This window comes from Eggerthella sp. 1_3_56FAA (assembly GCF_000185625.1).
GTDB classification, from domain to species: Bacteria; Actinomycetota; Coriobacteriia; order Coriobacteriales; family Eggerthellaceae; genus Eggerthella; species Eggerthella lenta.
In genome coordinates this window covers 518,721-539,458 of the sequence record NZ_GL622581.1, presented here as the reverse complement: position 1 = coordinate 539,458, position 20,738 = coordinate 518,721, and the positions used below count along the sequence as shown (strand labels likewise).

General features: G+C 63.8%; 17 protein-coding genes. 8 read left to right on the top strand and 9 right to left on the bottom strand.

The features are described 5' to 3' along the window. Positions 1-2 precede the first annotated feature (2 nt). The gene (locus HMPREF1023_RS12605) at positions 3-4,697 is read left to right on the top strand and encodes a 2-hydroxyacyl-CoA dehydratase (RefSeq protein WP_009306774.1); all 4,695 of its coding nucleotides are present in this window, start codon (positions 3-5) and stop codon (positions 4,695-4,697) included. Between the two features lie 45 nt (positions 4,698-4,742). Here HMPREF1023_RS12605 and HMPREF1023_RS12600 read toward each other — a convergent pair whose 3' ends face one another. Beyond that, the gene (locus HMPREF1023_RS12600) at positions 4,743-6,323 is read right to left on the bottom strand and encodes an ATP-binding protein (RefSeq protein ID WP_009306772.1); all 1,581 of its coding nucleotides are present in this window, start codon (positions 6,321-6,323) and stop codon (positions 4,743-4,745) included. A 413-nt stretch (positions 6,324-6,736) separates the two neighbouring features. Here HMPREF1023_RS12600 and HMPREF1023_RS12595 point away from each other — a divergent pair, with 413 nt between their 5' ends. Next, positions 6,737-7,102, top strand: coding sequence for a LytR C-terminal domain-containing protein (locus tag HMPREF1023_RS12595; protein WP_232228724.1), 366 nt, complete (start codon positions 6,737-6,739; stop codon positions 7,100-7,102). Between the two features lie 9 nt (positions 7,103-7,111). Here HMPREF1023_RS12595 and HMPREF1023_RS12590 read toward each other — a convergent pair whose 3' ends face one another. Further along, positions 7,112-7,639: a TetR/AcrR family transcriptional regulator gene (locus HMPREF1023_RS12590; RefSeq protein WP_009306768.1), complete on the bottom strand. Its 528-nt coding sequence runs from the start codon at positions 7,637-7,639 to the stop codon at positions 7,112-7,114. A gap of 106 nt (positions 7,640-7,745) precedes the next feature. On the opposite strand from HMPREF1023_RS12590, the gene HMPREF1023_RS12585 reads away from it, so the two are divergent. From HMPREF1023_RS12585 to HMPREF1023_RS12565, 5 genes are all read left to right on the top strand, one after another. Then, positions 7,746-8,528: an EFR1 family ferrodoxin gene (locus HMPREF1023_RS12585; protein WP_009306766.1), complete on the top strand. Its 783-nt coding sequence runs from the start codon at positions 7,746-7,748 to the stop codon at positions 8,526-8,528. Further along, a complete protein-coding gene (locus tag HMPREF1023_RS12580) occupies positions 8,525-9,307 on the top strand; it encodes a nitroreductase family protein (RefSeq protein ID WP_009306764.1) in 783 nt (260 codons plus the stop codon). The genes HMPREF1023_RS12585 and HMPREF1023_RS12580 overlap by 4 nt, the downstream gene beginning before the upstream one ends. Positions 9,308-9,447: 140 nt before the next feature. Then, entirely contained in the window at positions 9,448-10,002 is a 555-nt protein-coding gene (locus HMPREF1023_RS12575; protein ID WP_009306763.1) for a glutathione peroxidase, read from the top strand. A gap of 346 nt (positions 10,003-10,348) precedes the next feature. Beyond that, complete coding sequence (locus tag HMPREF1023_RS12570; RefSeq protein WP_009609408.1) at positions 10,349-10,771, top strand: helix-turn-helix domain-containing protein; 423 nt, start codon at positions 10,349-10,351, stop codon at positions 10,769-10,771. A 45-nt stretch (positions 10,772-10,816) separates the two neighbouring features. Beyond that, a complete protein-coding gene (locus HMPREF1023_RS12565) occupies positions 10,817-11,941 on the top strand; it encodes an alpha/beta fold hydrolase (protein WP_035579012.1) in 1,125 nt (374 codons plus the stop codon). A gap of 166 nt (positions 11,942-12,107) precedes the next feature. On the opposite strand, the gene HMPREF1023_RS12560 is transcribed toward HMPREF1023_RS12565, so the two are convergent. The 7 genes from HMPREF1023_RS12560 to HMPREF1023_RS12530 form a co-directional block, all read right to left on the bottom strand. Then, on the bottom strand, positions 12,108-13,892 hold the full coding sequence (locus HMPREF1023_RS12560) for a glycerophosphodiester phosphodiesterase family protein (protein ID WP_009306756.1): 1,785 nt from the start codon (positions 13,890-13,892) through the stop codon (positions 12,108-12,110). Between the two features lie 86 nt (positions 13,893-13,978). Next, positions 13,979-14,428 carry a bifunctional autolysin gene (locus HMPREF1023_RS12555; protein ID WP_009306754.1) on the bottom strand — a complete coding sequence of 150 codons (450 nt, stop codon included), beginning with the start codon at positions 14,426-14,428 and terminating at the stop codon, positions 13,979-13,981. Then, entirely contained in the window at positions 14,415-15,974 is a 1,560-nt protein-coding gene (locus HMPREF1023_RS12550; protein WP_009306752.1) for a hypothetical protein, read from the bottom strand. The genes HMPREF1023_RS12555 and HMPREF1023_RS12550 overlap by 14 nt, the downstream gene beginning before the upstream one ends. Continuing rightward, positions 15,971-16,615: a GGDEF domain-containing protein gene (locus HMPREF1023_RS12545; RefSeq protein WP_009306750.1), complete on the bottom strand. Its 645-nt coding sequence runs from the start codon at positions 16,613-16,615 to the stop codon at positions 15,971-15,973. The genes HMPREF1023_RS12550 and HMPREF1023_RS12545 overlap by 4 nt, the downstream gene beginning before the upstream one ends. Beyond that, on the bottom strand, positions 16,612-18,186 hold the full coding sequence (locus HMPREF1023_RS12540) for a methyl-accepting chemotaxis protein (RefSeq protein ID WP_009306749.1): 1,575 nt from the start codon (positions 18,184-18,186) through the stop codon (positions 16,612-16,614). Before HMPREF1023_RS12540 ends, HMPREF1023_RS12545 begins: the two co-directional genes overlap by 4 nt. Further along, complete coding sequence (locus tag HMPREF1023_RS12535) at positions 18,183-18,992, bottom strand: protein-glutamate O-methyltransferase CheR (protein WP_015761341.1); 810 nt, start codon at positions 18,990-18,992, stop codon at positions 18,183-18,185. The genes HMPREF1023_RS12540 and HMPREF1023_RS12535 overlap by 4 nt, the downstream gene beginning before the upstream one ends. A gap of 277 nt (positions 18,993-19,269) precedes the next feature. After that, on the bottom strand, positions 19,270-20,082 hold the full coding sequence (locus tag HMPREF1023_RS12530; protein ID WP_009306745.1) for an alpha/beta hydrolase: 813 nt from the start codon (positions 20,080-20,082) through the stop codon (positions 19,270-19,272). 407 nt (positions 20,083-20,489) lie between these two features. On the opposite strand from HMPREF1023_RS12530, the gene HMPREF1023_RS12525 reads away from it, so the two are divergent. After that, on the top strand, positions 20,490-20,738 hold a 249-nt coding region (locus HMPREF1023_RS12525; protein WP_035579010.1), incomplete at its 3' end, for an SAM-dependent methyltransferase.

Sequence of the window (20,738 nt, the reverse complement as noted above, 5' to 3'; positions counted from 1 at the left end):
CTATGAAAGAGAACAACAACCTGCATATCGGCATCGACGTGGGTTCGACCACGGTGAAGCTGGCCATCCTCGACGAGGCGAACGACGTGAAGTTCGCGGTGTACCGCCGCCATCACGCCGACGTGCGCGCCACCATCGTGGAAGTGCTGGAGGAGGCCGCGGTCGACTTCGGCCCTGAGCGCATGACCATCGCCATCACGGGATCGGGCGGCCTGCTGCTGGCACAGTGGCTGGGCATCGAGTTCGTGCAGGAGGTCATCGCCTCGAAGACGGCGGTGGAAACCTTCATCCCCAAAACCGACGTGGCCATCGAGCTGGGCGGCGAGGACGCGAAGATCATCTACTTCGACCAGGGCATCGAGCAGCGCATGAACGGCACGTGCGCCGGCGGCACGGGCGCGTTCATCGACCAGATGGCCGCGCTGCTGAACACCGACGCCGGCGGCTTGAACGAGCTTGCTCGTGAAGCCACCACCATCTATCCCATCGCCAGCCGCTGCGGCGTGTTCGCGAAGACCGACGTGCAGCCCCTGCTGAACGAAGGCGCCCGCAAGGAGGACATCGCCGCGTCCATCTTCCAATCGGTGGTCACCCAGACCATCTCCGGCCTGGCGTGCGGCCGCCCTATCCGCGGTCACGTGGCCTTCCTCGGCGGCCCTTTGCAGTACCTTCCCGAGCTGCGTAAACGCTTCTACGAGACGCTGGAGCTGGACGACGAGCACATCATCGTGCCCGAGAACGCGCATCTGTTCGTGGCCAGCGGCTGCGCTATCGCGGGCGCAGCCAGCGAGACGGTGAAGGCCGAGCTTCTGTCCGACGTGCTGGACCGCCTGAAGAACCTCGGCGACATCCAGGGCTCCGAAGTGGTGCGTTTGCCGCCGCTGTTTGCCGACGAGGGTGAGTACGCCCGGTTCAAGCAACGCCACGACGGCGAATGCGTGCGTCGCGGCGAGCTGATGGACTACGAGGGCACGGCCTATCTGGGCATCGACGCCGGTTCCACTACGTTCAAGGCTGCGCTCATCGGCGAGGACGGCGCGCTTCTGTGGTCGCATTACGCCAGCAACAAGGGCGACGTGCTGGGCTGCGCCCGCGCCGCGCTGACCAACCTGTACAACGACATGCCGGTGAATGCCGACACGGGCGAGCCGCTCGTGCGTATCGGCCACGCCACGGTGACCGGTTACGGCGAGCACTTGCTGCTGGAAGCGCTGCGCGTGGATTCCGGCGAGATCGAGACCGTGGCTCACCTGCGCGGCGCGCAGGAGATGCTGCCGGGCGTGGAGTTCATCCTCGACATCGGCGGCCAGGACATGAAGTGCTTGCGCGTGAAGGACGGCGTGATCGACCACATCATGCTGAACGAAGCGTGCAGCTCGGGCTGCGGCAGCTTCATCGAGAGCTTCGCCACGGGCCTCAACTTGGGCGTGGCCGAGTTCGCTCAGACTGCCATCGAGGCCAAGCGCCCCGTCGACCTGGGCAGCCGCTGCACCGTGTTCATGAACAGCCGCGTGAAGCAGGCGCAGAAGGAAGGCGCCACCGTGGGCGACATCGCCGCGGGCCTGGCCATCTCCGTCATCAAGAACGCCCTGTTCAAAGTCATCAAAATCCGCGACCCGCACGACGTTGGAACGAAAGTGATCGTGCAGGGCGGCACGTTTTTGAACGATGCCGTGCTGCGCGCGTTCGAGCAGCTGTCGGAGGTGGAAGCCGTGCGCCCCGACATCGCCGGCAACATGGGCGCGTTCGGCGCGGCCCTGTTGGCGCGCGAGCGCTACCAGGAGGCCGTCGCCCGCGAGGCGCGCAAGGCCGAGGCGGGAGACTCGTGGAGCAGCGAGTTCGATGCGGCCGAGGGCTCCGTCGAAGTCGTTTCCAGCCTGCTGTCGCTCGAGCAGCTGGCGGCGCTCTCGCCCACGCAGAAAACCGTGCGCTGCAAGGCGTGCTCGAACCACTGCTTGCTTACCGTCAACGACTTCGGCGTGGACGACGTCACGGGCAAGCACCGCCGCTTCATCACGGGCAACCGCTGCGAGAAGGGCGCGGGCACGTTCGACGAGAGCAAGAGCGCCGTGCCGAACCTCTACGAGTACAAGAGCCAGCGCCTGTTCGGCTACGAGCCGCTGGCGCCCGAGGACGCGCCGCGCGGCAGCGTGGGCATCCCGCGCGCGCTCAACCAGTACGAGAACTACCCGTTCTGGTTCACGTTCTTCACGAAGCTGGGCTGGCGCGTGGTGCTGTCCGACCCGTCCACGAAGAAGACCTACGAGGCGGGCATCGAATCCATGCCGTCCGAGTCGGTGTGCTATCCGGCGAAGCTTTCCCACGGCCATATCATGAACCTGCTGGACAAGCATCCCGACTTCATCTGGTTCCCATGCAGCAAGTGGGAGCGCCAGGAAGACGAGGGCGCGGGCAACCACTTCAACTGCCCCATCGTGGCCAGCTACCCCGAGGCGCTGCGCCTCAACATCGACGAGCTGCGCACCTCCGACGTGGAGCTGCTCACGCCGTGGCTGCCGTACGACCAGAAGGAGCACCTCAAGAAGCGCCTGTTCGTGGAGCTGGTGGAGGCGCATCCTGAGCTCATGGGCGCGGCCGGCGCGCCGACGCAGGCCGAGGTTGACGCTGCCGTGGACGCCGCGTGGGCCGAGGACGAGGCGTTCAAGCGCGACATCCGCGCGAAGGGCGAGGAGACGCTGGCCTGGATGGAGGCCACGGGCACGCACGGCATCGTGCTGGCCGGGCGCCCCTACCACAACGACCCCGAGATCAACCATGCCATCCCCGAGCTTCTGACCAGCTTCGGCCTGGCGGTGCTCACCGAGGACTCCATCGCGCACCTCGGCACGCTGGAGCGCCCCATCCGCCTGGTGGACCAGTGGATGTACCACACGCGCCTGTATGCGGCGGCGAAGGTGGCCACCGAGCGGGCCGACCTCGACCTCGTCCAGCTGAACAGCTTCGGCTGCGGTCTGGACGCGCTGACCACCGACCAGGTGCAGGAGATCCTCGAGGCGGCGGGCAAGGTGTACACCGTCCTCAAAATCGACGAGGTGTCGAACTTGGGCGCGGCGCGCATCCGCGTGCGCAGCCTGCTGGCGGCGCTCAAGGACCAGGCCGACGAGCAGGCCGAGGCCGAACGCACGCCGTGCGGCTGCCCGGCGGTGTCGTTCGACCCCGACAAGTTCCTCGCCTCGCCCGAGGCCGCCATCGACGCGAAAACCGGCGTGACCGAGGGCCGCATCGCCGCCGAGATCGCGCGCACGGTGCCCCGGACGTTCACCGAGAAGGCGGCGCCCGAGGTGGCCGAGCGCTTCAAGCAGCGCGAAGGCGCCACCACCGAGTTCCCGCGCGCCGTGTTCACGCAGGAGATGAAGGACGCGGGCTACACCATCCTCTGCCCGCAGATGGCACCCATCCATTTCGACCTGCTCATGGACATTTTCCAGCGCAACGGCTACAACCTCGAGTTGCTGCCGTCGGTTGACCACGGGGCGGTGGATGCGGGCCTCAAGTACGTGAACAACGACATCTGCTATCCGTCGGTGCTGGTCACCGGTCAGATCATGGAGGCCGTCATGTCCGGCCGCTACGATACCGACAAGCTGGCGGTCATCATCACGCAGACAGGCGGCGGCTGCCGCGCCACGAACTATATCTCGCTTATCCGCAAGGCGCTGGCCTCGGTGGGGCTGCCGCATATTCCCGTCATCGCGCTGTCGTTCAAGGATCTGGGCGAGAGCAACCCCGGCTTCAAGGTGACGCCGTCCATGCTGCTGCAGGCCGCATACGCCATCTTCTACGGCGACCTGCTGATGATGGCGCTGTACCGCACGCGTCCGTACGAGGTCGAGGAGGGCAGCGCGAACCGCCTGTTCGACCACTGGATGACGACGTGCAAGGCGCAGCTGCGCAGTGGCTTGAAGCGCGGCGAGTTCAAGAAGACGGTGCGCCGCATCGTGGAAGACTTCGATACGCTGCCGCTGGCCGGCGAGGGGTTGAAGCCGCGTGTGGGTGTGGTGGGCGAGATCCTGGTGAAGTTCCATCCCACTGCGAACAACCAGATCGTCGACGTCATCGAACGCGAGGGCTGCGAGGCCGTGGTGCCGGGCTTGGCCGAGTTCTTCCTGTTCGGCATCGCCGGCGGCATCTTCCAGAAGGACCCGCTCGGTCGTTCGGCGAAGGGCGCGCTGGGTTCCCGCATCGGGCTGTGGGCCATCGCGAAGATGCGGGCGCCCGTCACGAAGGCGCTGCAGGACTCCAGCCGCTTCGAGCCGCCGGCCGACATCTACGAGCTGGCCGAGTACGCGAGCGAGATCCTGTCCTTGTGCAACTCGATGGGCGAGGGTTGGCTGCTGACCGCCGAGATGGTGGAGCTCATCAAAACCGGTGCGCCGAACGTGGTATGCACGCAGCCCTTCGCGTGCCTGCCGAACCACGTGGTGGGCAAGGCGGTCATCAAAGAGCTGCGTCGCCGCTACCCGGAAAGCAACATCGTGGCGGTGGACTACGACCCCGGCGCGTCCGAGGTGAACCAGCTCAACCGCATCAAGCTGATGATCAGCGTGGCGAAGGCGAACCTTGCCGACAAGGAGGCCGAGGCGAAGAAGGCGCGCGACCGGTTCGTGGACGCCGGCCGCCCCCAGGCCGTCCAAGAAGAAGCCGGCGCGCTGGAAATCGAGACGGAGCGGGCATAAGGAAGTTCGAAGGACGGGCCGAGAGGCCCGTCCTTCGTGGAACCGCTATCGGTTTACCAGCCGATAGCGTACATGAGGGCTGTTCATCGCTCCGGTTGGAGCAAGCACTCCCCGTTCGACGAGATCCGCTACACGTTTTCTGATCGTGGGCCTTGAGCGCTTGAGTTCTTCCATCAACTCGCGCATGCTCACCGATTCTTGTGCTGCGGCAAGCTCCACGATGGCGTACTCGAGCCTTTCAGGTCGCGTGCCTGCAATCTTCGGGATATTCGATTCGTCATCCGCGCTCTGGATGGGGAGCCGTATCCCTTCGCTCTCCGGTACGATGAACGCGCGCGAATCGGAAGGCTCCCATTCGTTTCTGAAAGTCAGGCAGAAGCGCGTCAGCGAGTCGTACGGCTCGGGGTCTGGTTTCCCGGCGCGTCGCACCTCGTCGTTGATGACGAAAAAGCCTGTGCCGCGTCGCTCCGCAACGTAACCGTCGGGAGCTGTTGGATGGTTGAGAGCTCGAGGAGTGCTTTCTAGGATATTGGAAAGGTACTGGTTTCTGTACGATCCGGCTGCATGCTTTTCTCCCAGATCGCTCACGGTCATGGTGCCGTACAGACCGCCGGGATTGATGATTTCCAGACGGTCTGCATACAGGTCGACTGCTACGGAGGTTCCCTGCGCATTGGGCGAGTAGTCGCGATGCATGAGCGCGTTCGCGATGGCCTCGCGAACGGCAGGGGCAGGATAATCGGGCACATCGTAACGAAACGTCCCTTGAATGCGGCTTCCTGTGCGCATGTTCTTGGTTACGGCTGCGACGGCGTCTTCGATCATGTCGGGAATAGGTCCGACGCAGGTGAACGAATCGACGAAGCGCCGCGTGCCGGGAAGAGTTTCAGCTTTGATTCTGCCAGGATAGGATGTGAAGGTCACGACGAGGCATGGATAGAATTCTTGAGGGTACGTTCCTAAAGCGAGTAGGCCTGCGAGAGTGGGGTGCAGCAATCCGTGGTCGTCTGCTTTGGCGACGTGCAGCTTGCAAAGCAAGGTTTCGTCATCCATGGTTCCGAGGCGGCTTGGATGGAGACTCCTCTCGCGGCGGAGCAAGCCGGTTACTAAATCGGGATCCAAATCGTCAAGCGTGGCTTCCCGGACGATCCGGTCGTCGTAACGGGGTTGTTCGTGTTCGTCGATCAGGCGGTCGATTTCGTATCCTGACAGACGGCGGTCGCCGTCGCCGACACGAATATACGATCCGCCATAGCAGCCGCTTGCGGTGATGTAGCAGGGCTTTTGCACGGGAAGCAGCTCGGGGATGTGGGCTGCGAGCACGGGCTTGCCTTCTAGGATAAACGTCTCGATTATGGGCCGTATGGGAGGCCTCATCTTCTCGCCGCAATAGTTTGCAAGCGCATCTTGGATGCGGGCAGCATCGAACCCTTTAACAGGCTTGAAGTCGTCATTCTCGTCGAGCCCGCAGATGATGGTGCCTCCGGAAGCGTTCGCGAAGCCCGAGATGGTTCTTCCGATATCGCGCGTTAGTTCTTTGCGGCACGATTTGACTTCGAACGACTGGTTGTCGGTGCCGGCGACCCTCAGATGTGCGATTACGCTATGAAATTCCCTATCGTCCATGAACTCGGTCGCCTCCTTTTTCGATGGTTGTCAGTATAGAGGTATTTCTAAGTTTTACAAGCTTTCTAACTAAGTTTATTAAGCTGTATGGACGCTTGGGAAAGACTGATCTCAGGCCTGCACGTTACTGTCGTGCGGCGGTTGCGCGGCGTAGCCTTCTTTGTAAGTGTGTATACTGGAAAAACGTCGGAAGGCCTCCGGCTCTTTCGCTGGAGAAAGGTGGAGTTATGGCAGGCATTCGTCACATTTTTCTTGCTGGTGCATTCGCGTGCCTTGCGACGGGGATGCTGCTCTGCTCGTGCTCGACCGGTTCTCCCGCTGCGCCTGAATCCACATCCTCGCATGCAGAGGAGAGCGTTCCTTCCCATGAGGCTTCCGCGCCCGAGCCGGCTTCGGCCGATAGCGCGGAACCTGTGCGCATCGGCAAGGACCAGGTGACGGTGCTCGTGTTGAACGGTTGCGGCATCGAGGGCGCAGCCGCCGAGGTGGCCGAGAAGGTGCGCGCCGCGGGGTTCGAGAACGTGACGGTGGACAACGCGACCTACTTCAACGTACCGTCGACGCGCGTGTCGTACTACCATGAGGAAAACAGCGCGGAAGCCGAGGAGCTGGGCGATCTGCTGAAAGTGGTCGGGCTTGCGAGCGTGTACTGCTACGACGGCGACGACTGGGCGGGAGGATGGAACAAGGACTACGACATCCTCGTCATGGTGGGCGACCCCTCGGCTGCCGACAACCCCATCTATGTCGGTGCTGGTCCAGAGGGGGAGTCGAAATAGCTCGCTTCGCTATCGCGTGCCGTGGAGCATGCGGGCGAACTCGTCGGCCATGGCGGCGGGGGACTCCTTCATCCCGCTTTCGAGCCAGCAGATCAGCACGTTGTAGAACGCGCCGGCGTAGAAGTACAGCTGGTAGCGTTCGGGCGAGCTTGCGGACATGTCGCCGTGCGAGGCGATCTCGCAGTCGGTGACGAGGTCGAGCAGCGACGTGGAGGCCTTCGCCCGGTGAAACCCCAGCACGAGGCTCGCGTGCTCCTGGTAGAAGCGGAACTGGTACTCGATGCGCTCGCGGCTGCGAGGGTTGCCGTCCGTCGTGGGCATGCCCTCGTGGTAGCGCTGCGTCACCTGGCGGATGCCGTAGTCCACCAGGTCTTCGACCGACGAGAAGTTGCGGTAGAACGACGCGCGCGCGACGCCCGCCTGCTCCACCAGTTCGGTGACGGTCACCTTCGACCAGTCCTTGCGTCCGGCGAAATCTATGAGCGCGGCAAGCAGGCGGTCCTTCACTTGCTGGTTCGCGAGCTTTCTTTTGTCCATGAGACACATCACCCCGTTTTGTCTCCGGTCGACGATTGACGGTCGAGCACAACCTGATACAAAATGTATCGGGTTACAGCATACCATCGAAACGGAGCGAAGCACCATGATTCTGTACTTCAGCGGCACGGGCAACAGCCAATGGGCGGCGCGGCGGCTAGCCGAGGCGCTCGACGACGAGGTCGTCTCCATCAACTGCATCATGAAGGAGGGGACATCGGCGCCCCTTCGCTCACGGAAGCCGTTCGTGTTCGTGGCGCCCACCTATGCGTGGCGCCTGCCCCGGGTGGTGGATCGGTGGATCCGCGGTGCGTCCTTCGCGGGCAGCAACGACGCCTACTTCGTCCTGACCTGCGGGGGAAGCGTCGGCAACGCGGCCGCCTATGCGCAGAAGCTGTGCGCGGGCGTCGGGCTGCGCTTTCGCGGCCTCGCATCGGTTCTCATGCCCGAGAACTACCTGGCGCTGTACGACACGCCGGACGAAGCGGAGTGCCGCGCTCTGATCGAGCGCGCCAAGCCGCGCATCGACGAGGTGGCTGATCTCGTTCGCCGCGGCGAGCCGCTTCCCGAAGAGCCGGTCACGGCGAAGGGTCGTTTCCGCAGCGGCCCCGAGAACGCGCTGTTCTACCCCGTGCTCGTGCACGATGCGAAGTTCGTCGCGACGGATGCATGCACGGCGTGCGGCACCTGCGTGCGTCGCTGCCCGCTGAACAACATCGCGCTCGCGGGCGGCAAGCCCGCATGGAACGGCTCCTGCACGCATTGCATGGCCTGCATCGCAGGGTGCCCGACGCGCGCCATCGAGTACGGCCAGAAGTCGAAGGCGCGCCATCGGCACGACATCTGGACGGATGCGGGCGACGGCGCATGCGGAGGCGATGCGCGATGAGGGATCGTCACGAGGTTCTCATCGACGAGGCCCGCTGCATCGGGTGCGGGCTGTGCCGGGAGGATTGCCCGGCCGCCAACATCGTGGTCGAGCAGGGGAAAGCCGCGGTGATCTCGCAGGACTGCCTCATGTGCGGCCACTGCGTGGCCATCTGCCCGCAAGCGGCCGTCACGATGACCGGGTTCGAGGAAGAGCCGAGGGAGCTGGACGCCGGCGCGCCAACGGCCCTCGACCCTGATCGGCTGCAGCAAGCGCTCGGCGCGCGGCGCAGCATCCGCCGCTTCGCCGACCGGCCCGTTCCCGACGACGTCTTCGCGCGCATCGTCGAGGCGGGGCGGCTGACGCCTACGGCCAAGAACGAGCAGGACGTGTCGTTCGTGGTGCTGCGCGACGACATCGCGCGCTTCGAGGCGCGGGCGGTGCGCCTGTTCAGGCGCGTGATGCCGTTCGTGCGGCTTACGAGCTCGATGGCGCGCCGCACCTCCATCGACGACCGGTTCTTCTTCAAGGGCGCGCCCGCGGTCATCGTCGTGATCGCACGCGGGGACATCGACGGAGCGCTGGCCGCCTCCAATATGGAGCTCATGGCGCAGGCGCACGGTTTGGGCGTGCTGTACAGCGGTTTCTTCACGATGGCCGCGCGCCTGTCGCGCGGGCTTCGTCGCGAGCTGGGGCTCGGCCGGAAGCAGAAGGTGGTCACCGCGCTCGTGCTGGGGTATCCGGCCGTGCGCTATCGGCGCACCGCCCCGAAGGAGGCGGCGGCGATCAGCTGGAAGTGAGGCTGCTCCGACGACGCTGCGGCTCGCCGCAAGTGGCCGAAGTATGACCGTTCCGTAAAATGTTATCAACAAAGTATCATTTAGCGGTATCATAGGTTCGATCACAGACGACGGACAACCCCTCATCGAAAGAAGGATCCATGGCTTCCAGCATCTACGACTTCACCGTGAAGGACCAGCAGGGCAACGACGTGTCGCTCGCCGACTACCGAGGCCGCGTGCTGCTGGTGGTGAACACCGCCACGGAGTGCGGTTTCACGCCTACGTACGCCCAGCTCGAGGCGCTGTACACCACCTTGCACGAGCGTGGTCTGGACATCCTCGACTTCCCGTGCGACCAATTCGGCCATCAGGCTCCCGGTACGAACGAGGAGATCGCGCGCTTCTGCACGTCCCGTTTCGGCGTGACGTTCCCGCAGTTCGCGAAGATCGAGGTCAACGGCGAAGGCGCCGATCCGTTGTTCGCCTACCTGCAGCAGCAGAAGGGCTTCGAGGGCTTCGACGAGGGCCACGAGTTGACGCCGGTTCTGGAAGACCTGCTGGCGAAGGACGATCCCGACTATGCGGGCAAGCCCGACATCAAGTGGAACTTCACGAAGTTCCTCATCGACCGCGAGGGCAACGTCGTGCGCCGCTTCGAGCCCACCGCGTCCATCCCCGACGTCGTGGCGCCCGCCGTGGAGGAGCTGCTGTAGCCTTTTCGGTCCGGACCCACCTCGCGCAAGCGCATGAAGCGCGAACCCGCGAACCCGCGAACCCGCGAACCCGGCCGCCGCATCCATCGCGATGCGGCGGCCTTTTTCACGCCTGAATGTTTCACGTGAAACATTTGTTCTGATCGGATGCCTTGAGCGCAACTGCTTGTCGCCGAAGCGGAGGCGGCGAAAATCCAGGATTTGCCGGTCGAGTTCAGGAGGGAGAGCCGGGCTTTCGTTTGCCGATGCAGCCGAAACGCGACGAGATTCGCGGAATCTGTCATCATGGGTTGGTGGATCGTGGCCGGTGGGCGGATTACCATAAGCGGCGAGGAGTATGAAAAACATGATCGGTTCGAACATTCAGAGCAGGCGCAAGATGGTCGGGCTTACCCAGGAGCAGCTAGCCGAGCGTTTGGGCGTGTCGCGCCAGACGGTGACGAAGTGGGAGACGGGCGATTCGACGCCCGACTTGGCCAATGCCGGCGCGCTGGCCGAGGCGCTCGACGTGTCGCTGGACGCGCTCGTAGGCTACGACCCGCACGGTACGATGCTGCCCATGCCGCCGCGCGGCAAGCATCTGTTCGGCACCGTCACGGTGGGAGAGCGCTGGCAGATCGTCATCCCCAAGCAGGCGCGCGAGCTGTTCGGCATCGAGGCCGGCGATGCCCTGTTGGTGCTGGGCGACGAGGAGCAGGGCTTGGCCATCCTGAAAGCCGACGAGTTCATGGACCGCGTGTCGATGCTCCGCAGCATGGTCGACCGATAGCCCCGCCGCGCTGGGCGACGTGGGCGTCGAGCGCAAGGAGGAAGCATGGGCGCAACCGGGAAGAGGAGGGTCGGCATGACCGCAGCCGTCATCATCGCGGCGCTGGCAGTGTGCATCGCTGCTGCGTTGGCATGGTACGTGGGCAACAGCCGTCATGGCGAGGAGCGCGACCTGGCGAAAGCGGTCGCTGCTGGCTTCGTTGAGAAGCGGGCTCGCGTGGAAGTTTCGCTTGCGGGCGAGGCAACCGGCTCGATGATCGAGGCCGTCGTCAACTACGCCGAAGGTCCCGACAACGGGCCGGCGCTCGTGCTCGTGCACGGCCAGGGCATGCAGTGGGAGGACTACGCCCGCGTGCTGCCCGATCTCGCGCAGCGCTACCACGTGTTCGCCGTCGATTGTTTCGGCCACGGCGAATCGAGCCACGATCCGGCGCTTTACTCGTGCGAGGCCATCGGGCGCGCGTTCAAGTCCTTCGCTGCGCAAAAGATCGGCGCTTGCTACCTCGTGTCGGGCCATTCGTCGGGCGGCATCATCGCCGCGTGGCTGGCCGCCAACGATGCTGAGCAGGTGACGGCATGCGTGTTGGAGGATCCGCCCTTCTTCCGCGTCACGCCGGTCGAGATGCAGCAGGAACCGGGCTGCTTCGCATGGAAAGACGGCTTCATGGTGACGCACGCGTTCCTCCGGCAGGGCGACGTTGCCGACCCGACCGTGTACTACGCGCAGCACAGCTACCTGTTCAGCCTGTTCGGAGGACTGCAGCCTAAAATCGCGGAGTGGACGGCGCAGGAGCGATCAGCGAACCCCGACGCGCATCTCACGCTGGCCTGGGTGCCGCACGACTGGGTGCGTGGCCTGTACTTCTACGACGACTTCGACGTGCGGTTCAGCGAGACGTTCTATGACGGCACGTGGTTCGACGGCATCGACCAGGCCGACCTTCTGCGCTGCATAACCTGTCCTGCCGTGTACCTGAAAGCGAAGACGAACTACGGCGAGGATGGTACATTGCTCGCCGCCAACTCCGACGAGGACGCCGCACGCGTGCAGCAGCTCGTGGCTGTCTGCGAAACCGTCGTCGTCGAATCGGGCCACGACATCCACTACGAGCGTCCGAAAACGTTCGCGGACGCCGTCGACCGGGCGGCATCGGTCGCATCGGCTAAGTAGCCTCGTCCGACGGCGGCTTTTTCGGCCATCGAGGCGTTGGTCGAGGGCGAGCGGCGTTTCCATCACGACGTCGATATCGAAGCGCGGGGCAACGAGTCGCCTTGCGGGTGGCGCCCATGCGGGCTCTCGGGCGCGCCAACACCTCGCAAGCGTTCGCCGCCGTCGATCAGATGGCGGCGAAGTACTCGTGCCCCTCGTTCAGCGCGGCTTCGTACAGCTCGCGAGCTTGTGCGATGTCGTCGGTGACCAGACCGTCGATGCCATAATCGATGAGGCGCGACATGTTGGCGGGGTCGTTGACGGTCCAAGCGTATATGATCTTCCCCGCCCCTTGCACTTCGTCGACGAGTTCCTGGGTGACGAAGAAGTCGTCGACGCTGAAATAATCGACATGCTCGATGCTCGAGATGGAGCCGTAAGCCAACGTCATGTCGTACATGGTGGGCATGGAGGGGTCGATCTCCTTCACCTTCGCGAGCGACTCGTAGGAGATGCTCGCGACGGCCACCTGGTCTCTCATATCGTAGGCGTTGATGAGGTCGACCGTCTTTCGCTCGAGGTCGACGCCGTGGCCGTCCGGCTTCACCTCGATATTCAACTTGATCTTGCCTTTGCACAACGCAAGCGCCTCTTCCAGCGTGCATATCCGCTGGTCTGCGAATGCGGGATCGAACCAGCTGCCGTTGTCGAGGTCTTTGATCTCGTCGTACGTGACCTGCCAGAACTCTTTATCCAGACCCGTCGTGCGCTTGAGGTTGGCATCGTGCATCACCACGAGCACGCCGTCGGCCGTCTGCTGCACGTCAAGCTCCACCCAATCCGCGCCTTGGTCGATAGCGTTCTGGAATGCAGCCAAGGTGTTCTCGGGAGCCTCGCGCGCGCCGCCCCGATGCGCGGTGATCGCGAAATCCGGCGCGGGCTCTCGCTGGCTTTCGGATTCGAATACCCCGTGCAAAGGGTCGTAGGACAGCAACGAAACGAGTCCGAGCATGGCGAGAAAGGAGCCGACCGCTGCGCGCGCGAGCCTCGTCCTGCACGTACGCGAGGGCTCGTCGATGCGGTAAGGGATGTCGATGCCCCGCTCCTGCGAGAATTCGTAGAACGTGGCGCTGAGGGCGGCATAGCTCAGCGGCGCGAACACGCAGTCGACCACGATAGTGAACGCGAACATCACGAGCGTGAGCGCGAAGGAGACTCCGAACGGCAGGCCGCCTTCTAGGATGGCGGCCAAGATGAGGACGCCGACGACTATGGCCGCGACCGCTCCCGACGCGAACACGGCGAACAAGGCCAGCAGACGGCGCGCCAGCCGCCAGGCGTTGCCGCGCAGCAGGCTCCTGCTCGAGATGCGTGCCTGCATCCAGGATTCGTCGCACAGCGTGAAGAAGTGAATGCCGAACGCCAGAAAAAACGCATGCAGGTACAGTGCGGCCATCACGATGACGAACACCGCGGTCAGCGCGCCGTTTTCCCAGATGAAGTCCATAATGAACTCGGGAAGCCGCACGCCGGTGAGCGCCGAGGAAGTGACGGTCAGGTTCGTGAGCGGAACCAGCAGCAGCACGAACAGCGCAAGAAGCCAGTTCGATGGGCGTGCGATGCGCCGGGCGGAAGAGAATGCGAGCCGGCTCGTTTCGAACACTCCGATGCGCCGACCCGTCTTTCCCGCCTGCATGACAACGACGAGGGCGCACATCTCGAAAAGGGCTCCGAGGGCTAGCACAAGCGCGGCCACGAGCAAAAACACCCACGCCAGCGGATTCGCGAATAGAGTCGTCATGTTCGTGTCGGCCAAGTAGGCAAGTCCGGCCGCTTCCATCGCGAGATCCACCATGCCGAAACATGCCGGTACGAACAGGATGGCGAACAAGAATCGGAAACCGAATTCGAACAGGATAGCGGTTCGCGCATTGGCGGCGAACAGCCTCCATGTGCTGCGTGCGAACTCCATGGCATGCGTCCTTTCGTCGGATGCGGTGGCTGGTTGTTCGAGCCATTCTACCTGATGCGCTGGTTGGGAGCTCGCGCACTGCGGCGTTAATCGAGGGCGAGCAGCGCTTTCGCTACGGCGTCGATATCCAGCAGGGGAAGCGTTCCCGACGGGAAGCTCGGACGGCGCTCGATGGCCAAGAGGGCATGTTCGGTTTCGTCGAGGTCGACGACGTAGGGCGTGCCGTAGAACTGCAGCCCCAACAGGCATCCTTCCCCTTCGACGAGCACGACGTGCCCCGGTCCAGTGTCGGGGGCTCTCGTGTCGACGATGGGAGCCAGCTCGTTGCCGCGGAACAGCACGCCGCAGAACTGCTCGGGCAAGAGGGCAAGGGGCTGCACGCGGCTGGCGGCGACCACTTCGACGATGGATGAGAACGCGATGGCCATGTCTCCGTCATCGGTGGGGATGACCAGCGCGTTATTCCGCCGAGCCTCTTGGCGGTCCTTGCCGATGAGCGTTTCAATCCAGTGCAGACGTTGGCTACGGTCGCGCATGGGTTCCCCTGTCCTTCGCCGCGTCGTTCAGAAAGCGCCGTACGCTTATCACGATGCAGGGTGAACCGTCTTGCAGGATGGCGTATCCGATGTAGCTCAGTTCGTGCATGCACCGGCGGTCGAGCAGTGCCGGAAGCTGCAGCATCGAGATCCGCTCGTAGCCCTCAACGTCGTCTGCGGCCAAAGCGTATCGTTCCCCCAGAGCTTCAAGCAGGACGGTATATGCGGGGTGCGCCGCGTCAAGCGGAAAGGGCTTGGCACCTTGGTTGAGCATCTCAATATGCGCGCCGTGTTCGTCCTCGTACCAGGTTGAGGTTGCTTTCGACCCTTCTCCCGCTGCGCCGCCGCGCTGGACGCGGGCGGGGTCGAACGCCTCGAAGCGCACGATCTGCTGTGCGGGAACTGCGAAGCGGACGCCTCCGGTGCGCAGCAGGGCGGCTTCGAACACGGTGAACGGCACGGGAAAGCGTAGGACGATCTCCAACGTGCCGCGTTCGGTGTTGCGCATCGTGCCGCGCCCGCCGATGCGCTGCAGCATGCAGCCTATCTCGTTCAGTTCTGCGAAGGCGTTGCCATCGCTGGCGGCGCTCGGCAAGAAGAATTGCGGCAGAAGGATGAACGCGCCTATCTCCTCGTCGGAATACGCGTCCAGCGGACGGGCGAGAAGGCCGCGTTTCGACGCTATCGTGGCGATACGGTGCGCGTCGAAGGGCCTGCCGTCGTGCTCGATGCGGCAAACGACATCCGAGCCTTCGTTTTCCAGGCGCAAGCGTATGGTTGCGCGTTCCGGTTTTCCCAGGTCGGCGCGTTCCTCGGCGCTTTCGATGCCGTCGCGGATACATGATCGAAGGGCGCGTCTGAGCGTTTCCTCGATGGATGCGAGCACCGAACGATCCAGATCCATGCGTCCTTGCTCGAGCTCCAGATCGACGGGAACGCCGAACTGGCGCCCGTAGTCCTCGACGAGCTTATGAAGCGATGGGGCGATGCGGTCGAACGCTTCGATGCGCGAAAGGGCGACGGTGGATCGCAGGTGGTCGAGGGTCTGCGCGTACGAGAACGCGATATCGCTGAGCACGCGGTCGTTCGGAAGGCTTTCGGCGTGCGCTCGCAAAGACCGGTTCGTCTCCTCCAGCTGCGCGATCAGGTTCGACAGCTTTTCGTCTCGCTCGCTGCGCGCATCGCGATCGGCGAACGAAGAAATCGCTTCGATCCCTCCGTTTTCTGCATCGTCTTCCTGGGGTGCGGAAGGCATCTCGAACGGCGGGATGCCTTCGGGATCCTCCACGATGGTGCAGCTGTCCACGAAGAACGCACCGCTGATGGCTGCGAGCACCCGCTCGGGCGTGCGCGAGACGAAGGTGACGAACAAGCCGTGGTCGCGCAGGTAGGGAATCGTCTCTCGACTGCTCTTGATCGCGTGCGGATGGCATGTTGCCGAGTCGCACAACGGCGCGATGCGGCGCATGACGAGCGAAGCGCGCGTGTTCTCGAGCCCGCAATTGGGCTTGAGCTTCGCCTGCACGGTGATCTCCTCGCGTTTCACGACCGGTTCCCTCCGTCGCGCTCTATCTGGTTCGATTGCGCGAACACGCAACGGTTCTTGCCCGTCTCCTTGCCGTGGTACAGCGCGCGGTCGGCCGATGCGAAGTTCTCGCCGAACGTGAGTTCCGGATCGTAGGCGCTCAGACCGAACGTGAGCGTGCACGAAAAATCGCCTAAGTCGTCGCTGATGGGATAGCTGGCCACTTCCTCACGCATCTGGTTGCACAGACGCAAGGCCTCGTGGTCGGGCGTGGAGAACAGCACGAGCAGCAGTTCCTCGCCGCCCCATCGGATGACCGGATGGTTGCCGGAGAGGTCGTCGAGGATGTCGGCGATGCAGACGATGGCGATGTCGCCGGCCTGATGGCCGCGCACGTCGTTGATGAGCTTGAAGTCGTCGATATCGCACAGGGCGAGCACGATGTTCGCTTCGCCGCTCATGCGTTCGATCTCTTGCTCCAGGTAGTCGGTTAAATAGTGGCGGCTGAACAAGCCGGTCAGCTGGTCGCGGAATGCGAGCGCCCGCATGACGTCCAGCTGCTGCTTCAGGGCGGCGTTGTCGGCGCGCAGGCGTTCGCGGTCTTCTCGGATGCCTTCCGATCCGCTCGGCGCGCTGCCTGTTTCGGTTCGGAATCGCGTCATGCCCCAGCTTCGCTTTCGTGCGGATCTGCATCGATTTTGAAGCGGCCGATCAGGTGCTTGAGTTCGTTCGCGCGATCCGCAAGCTCCTCTCCGATGACCGCGCTTTCCTCGGAGGCGGCCGAGTTCTCCTGCACGACCTGGGAGAGGCTGTCCATGCTCTCCTGTATCTGGGCAACCGCTTCGAGCTGCTGCTCGGAGGCGTGAGCGATGGAGGACATCGCCGTCTTGATGTCTTCGATAGAGGTAACGGCTTCCTCCATGTTCGAAGATGCGGAGCCGATCAGCTCGCTTCCGGCCTCGACGTTTTCGATGGCGCGCCCGGCGAGTTCGTCAGCCGCACGCGACGCTTCGCTCACCTGCGAGGCGAGGCGGCGGATCTCCTCGGCCACAATGGCGAAGCCGCGTCCGGCATCGCCTGCGCGCGCGGCTTCGACGGAGGCGTTCAGCGCGAGGATGTTCGTCTGGAACGAGATGTCTTCGATGGAGTTGGCCAGCTGCGAGATGCTCTGGGCGTTGTCTTTGATCTCCTCGATGGCGCACACGGTGCGGGCTATCGAGTCGCTGCTTTCCTCGACCGCGCCCAGTACATCGGAGGTGTTGGAATTCACGGTCAGGACGCTTTCGGTGTTCTCTCCCACCACGTGCGTGATGCTCTGAACGTTGGCGGCAAGCTCTTCGATGGCGGTGGCTTGCTCGGCGGAGCCTTGCGCGACGGCTTGGGAGCTGTCCGACATCTGCGATGACGAGCGAGCCACCTGCTCGGCTGTTTCGCTGAGCTGCTCGGTGGCGAAGCGCAGCGAAGCTACCGTTTCGTTCATGGACGAAGCGAGCGAGCCCAGCTCGTTGCCGGACGTGCAGGATGAGCGCACCGTCAGATCGCCGTCGGCCAACCGCTTCGCTATGCGGTCGATCTCCTGAATGGGCGCGGCGATGCTGTGCGTGATGCGCCTCCACATAACGATGACGAGCACGATGGCCGCCGTCCCTAGAAGCCCGATGGCCAGCGAGGTTCCGACCTCGACGCTGAACGAGTCTTTGACGAAGGCCTGCGCTACGTGCTCTGCGGTGTTCACGACCTCGGTGGACAGGTTGACGGTCACTTCCTTTTGCGCGAGGTACTCGTTCGAGTACAGGTCGATGGCGCGGTTGATGTCTCCCGCTTCGGCTGCACCGATCACGGCGTTGCGGCGCGCGCCCAGCTCGTCGCAGGCGTTCGAGAAGCGTTCTAGAAGATCGGGATCGGCTTTGAACAGCGACCGGACGACGTTCAGCTCGTTCATGCGTTGTTCAGTGAGATCCTCGATGGCCACCAGCGCTTTCTGTTTCGCCGCGTCGTTTTCTGCGTTAAGCAGCTGCTCGACGTACGTCGACATCTCCTCGATCGTGAAGCGAAGCGCCACGGCGCTTTTCGAAACCATGTACGGCCGGTTGTAGAACTCTTTGGTCATGGAGGCGTTCGCGTGGACGCCGTAGAGCGCCACTGCGATCGAAAGGGCGAACAGGGCGATGACGATGCCGTAGGATATCATCAAGATGCGGCTTATGCTGATGTTGCTCGGTTTCATGCTCATACGTTGGTCGCTTTCGCTTGTCTTCGATAAACGGAGTTCCCCTGGTATTCGAACAGCGTACGTTCGCGGATGATCTCGGCGTGCCCCAGCATGAGGTAGCTCGATGGGGCGAGGTGGCGGTGCAATGTCGCGATCACCCGGTTGCGAACTTCGGCTTTGAGGTAGATGATGACGTTTCGGCACATGATGAGGTCGTACGTCCTGCGCAGGACTTCGTCGTCGCAGAGGTTGCCCTGCGCCAGAAAGACGCGCGAGCGGATGCGCTCGGCAACGGTGTACAGCTGACCGTTCCGAACGAAGTACGCATTGCGCCAGCGACGGGGCACCCTGTTGATGCGCGATTCGGGATAGGCGGCCGTACGCGCCTCTTCGATCGCAGGTTGCGACAGGTCGATGCCGGTGATGCGAACGGAGGGGATCGGGTGGGTTCGCGCGTAGTCCTCGACCAGCATCGAGACGCTGTAGCATTCTTCTCCCGTGGAGCAGCCGGCGCACAGTATGTTCCACGGGCGGTTCGGCCGCTTGGCCAGCAATTCCGGGAAAGCCGTGGCGAAGAGGAACTTGAACTGCGCGCTTTCGCGCAGGAAGTAGGTGTAATGGGTGGTGACGAGGTTGACGAACCGGTTTCGCTCCTGCTGGTTTCGCCCTGACTCCACGAGGTCGAAGTACGCCGAAAACGACGGCAGCTGCAAGCGATCGCGCTCGCGCGCGAGGCGGCATTCTAGCAGGGTGCGCTTCGAATCCATGTCCAGACCGTACGTCTGGGCAAGAAACGAGCGTACCTGCTCGAATTCGCTGTCAGTCATATGTTCCACGCGCACCGCTTCGTCGATGGATGTTCATGATGGCTACAGAATACCATTGATAGGGGCTCGATCCGGGGATGAGCGGGGGGGGGGGGGTGCATTTTTATGCGTTTTTTCCTGTTGCGGCAGGATGCGGCGCATGCCGGGCTCGGCTACGCAGACGGCTGTCCGGCCGCGAGGGGGCTTTGCCCTCGTGCAAGCGCCTGCGTCGATCCTTCTTATGACGCAGGCGCTTTTCCCCGTTGGCGTGGCGATGTTCGGCCTTGGCCAGTGCAGCTTACCTCACGTGGTCGTCGAGCCATTCGATGGCATCGCGGATGACGCGGTCCTTCTTGAACTCGTTGAATATCTCGTGGCGCAGGCCTGCGTAGATGCGCAGCGACTTGTCCTTCGATGAGACTTCGCGGAACATATCGATGCTGTCCTGCGGGCTGACCAGGCCGTCGTCTCCGCCGTGCAGCAGGAGCACCGGGTCGGCGAAGTCGGCGGCCTGCGCGCGTAGCCAGAGGTGCCCGTCGTGCACGGCGCGCAGCAGCGCCACCGAGAACTCCTTGACGACGAAGGGGTCGGCCAGGTAGGCCTCTCCCACGGCGGGGTCGGAGCACACGCCGTCGCCCAGCTCGTTGGGGATGTACATTTCCGGGTCGAGCCCTTGCTCCACCGCGCCCGATGCCAGGCCCGTGTGGTCGCGCGTCCAAGCGCCCGACAGCACGTAGCCGTCCAGCTTGCCGGGATGGGCCGTGCCGTAGCTGGCGGCGCCGAAGCCGCCCATAGAGTGTCCGATCATGAACACCGGCAGGTCGGGGAACTGCGCGCGGGCCTCTTCGACGAACAGATCGGTATCGGATACGATCTGCGTGCGGTCGTCGTACCACACCTTCTTGCCCATGGAGCGCCCGTGCCCGCGATGATCGAAGCGCACGACGGCGTACCCGGCTTCCAGCAGCCGCTGCGTCACGTAGTCGTAGCGTCCGAAGTGCTCGCACAGCCCGTGGACGATGACGATTGCCGCCTTCGGCCGCTCCGGTGCGTCGATGCGCCCGACCAACAGGAAGCCCTCGGGGGCCTGTTTCGTGAGTTGCTGCTGCATGCGCGTTCCCTTCTCTCGGGTCGATAAGCTGGAGCTATTGTAGCGCGTTGACGCGCGGGTATGGAGGGCAGGGGAGGAAGAGGAGAGGAGGCGGGGAAGGCGGGGAAGGTGGCCTCGGGTGGGGCCCGCTCTTCTGGGCGCGGGGTGGCGCTTGCGAGCGGGTGGGCGCGTTCCGCGCCGATTCGTGGCGGGCGCGGCGTGCGACCGGCGCGGCCGCTGACACCTAAGTCCCAAATCCCACTCCGCGCCAGAGAAGGGCTTGCGCCCTATCCCCGCGCCAAAAAGGGCTGACCCGACCCGGCTGCTCGCGTGCTTTCCATCCTGCGCGTTTGCCAAGGTTGCCCGTTTGCCCGACAATGGACGACAACGAAGAACGGCGCGGCGCGCGCAGCAATGGAAGGAAGCACATGGCCGGCAAGCTCATCATATGTCCTACGCCCATCGGCAACTTGGGCGACATGACCGAGCGCGCGCTCGAGGCGCTGCGGTCGGCCGACGCGGTGTGCGCCGAGGACACGCGTGTCACAGGCAAGCTGCTAGCGGCATTCCGCATCGAGAAGCGCATCGAGCGGCTGGACGAGGCGCTCATCGGCGAGCGCGCGTCGTCGCTGGTGGAGCGCGTGGCGGCAGGCGAAGTGATCGCGTACTGCTCGGAC

Bases quoted from the DNA above. Each gene is read 5' to 3' on its own strand.
- HMPREF1023_RS12585 (WP_009306766.1), top strand. From the start codon at position 7,746: ATGATTCTGTACTTCAGCGGCACGGGCAACAGCCAATGGGCGGCGCGG.
- HMPREF1023_RS12580 (WP_009306764.1), top strand. From the start codon at position 8,525: ATGAGGGATCGTCACGAGGTTCTCATCGACGAGGCCCGCTGCATCGGG.
- HMPREF1023_RS12605 (WP_009306774.1), top strand. From the start codon at position 3: ATGAAAGAGAACAACAACCTGCATATCGGCATCGACGTGGGTTCGACC.
- HMPREF1023_RS12565 (WP_035579012.1), top strand. From the start codon at position 10,817: ATGGGCGCAACCGGGAAGAGGAGGGTCGGCATGACCGCAGCCGTCATC.
- HMPREF1023_RS12560 (WP_009306756.1), bottom strand. From the start codon at position 13,892: ATGGAGTTCGCACGCAGCACATGGAGGCTGTTCGCCGCCAATGCGCGA.
- HMPREF1023_RS12590 (WP_009306768.1), bottom strand. From the start codon at position 7,639: ATGGACAAAAGAAAGCTCGCGAACCAGCAAGTGAAGGACCGCCTGCTT.
- HMPREF1023_RS12575 (WP_009306763.1), top strand. From the start codon at position 9,448: ATGGCTTCCAGCATCTACGACTTCACCGTGAAGGACCAGCAGGGCAAC.
- HMPREF1023_RS12570 (WP_009609408.1), top strand. From the start codon at position 10,349: ATGATCGGTTCGAACATTCAGAGCAGGCGCAAGATGGTCGGGCTTACC.
- HMPREF1023_RS12540 (WP_009306749.1), bottom strand. From the start codon at position 18,186: ATGAGCATGAAACCGAGCAACATCAGCATAAGCCGCATCTTGATGATA.
- HMPREF1023_RS12555 (WP_009306754.1), bottom strand. From the start codon at position 14,428: ATGCGCGACCGTAGCCAACGTCTGCACTGGATTGAAACGCTCATCGGC.
- HMPREF1023_RS12600 (WP_009306772.1), bottom strand. From the start codon at position 6,323: ATGGACGATAGGGAATTTCATAGCGTAATCGCACATCTGAGGGTCGCC.
- HMPREF1023_RS12530 (WP_009306745.1), bottom strand. From the start codon at position 20,082: ATGCAGCAGCAACTCACGAAACAGGCCCCCGAGGGCTTCCTGTTGGTC.
- HMPREF1023_RS12545 (WP_009306750.1), bottom strand. From the start codon at position 16,615: ATGACGCGATTCCGAACCGAAACAGGCAGCGCGCCGAGCGGATCGGAA.
- HMPREF1023_RS12535 (WP_015761341.1), bottom strand. From the start codon at position 18,992: ATGACTGACAGCGAATTCGAGCAGGTACGCTCGTTTCTTGCCCAGACG.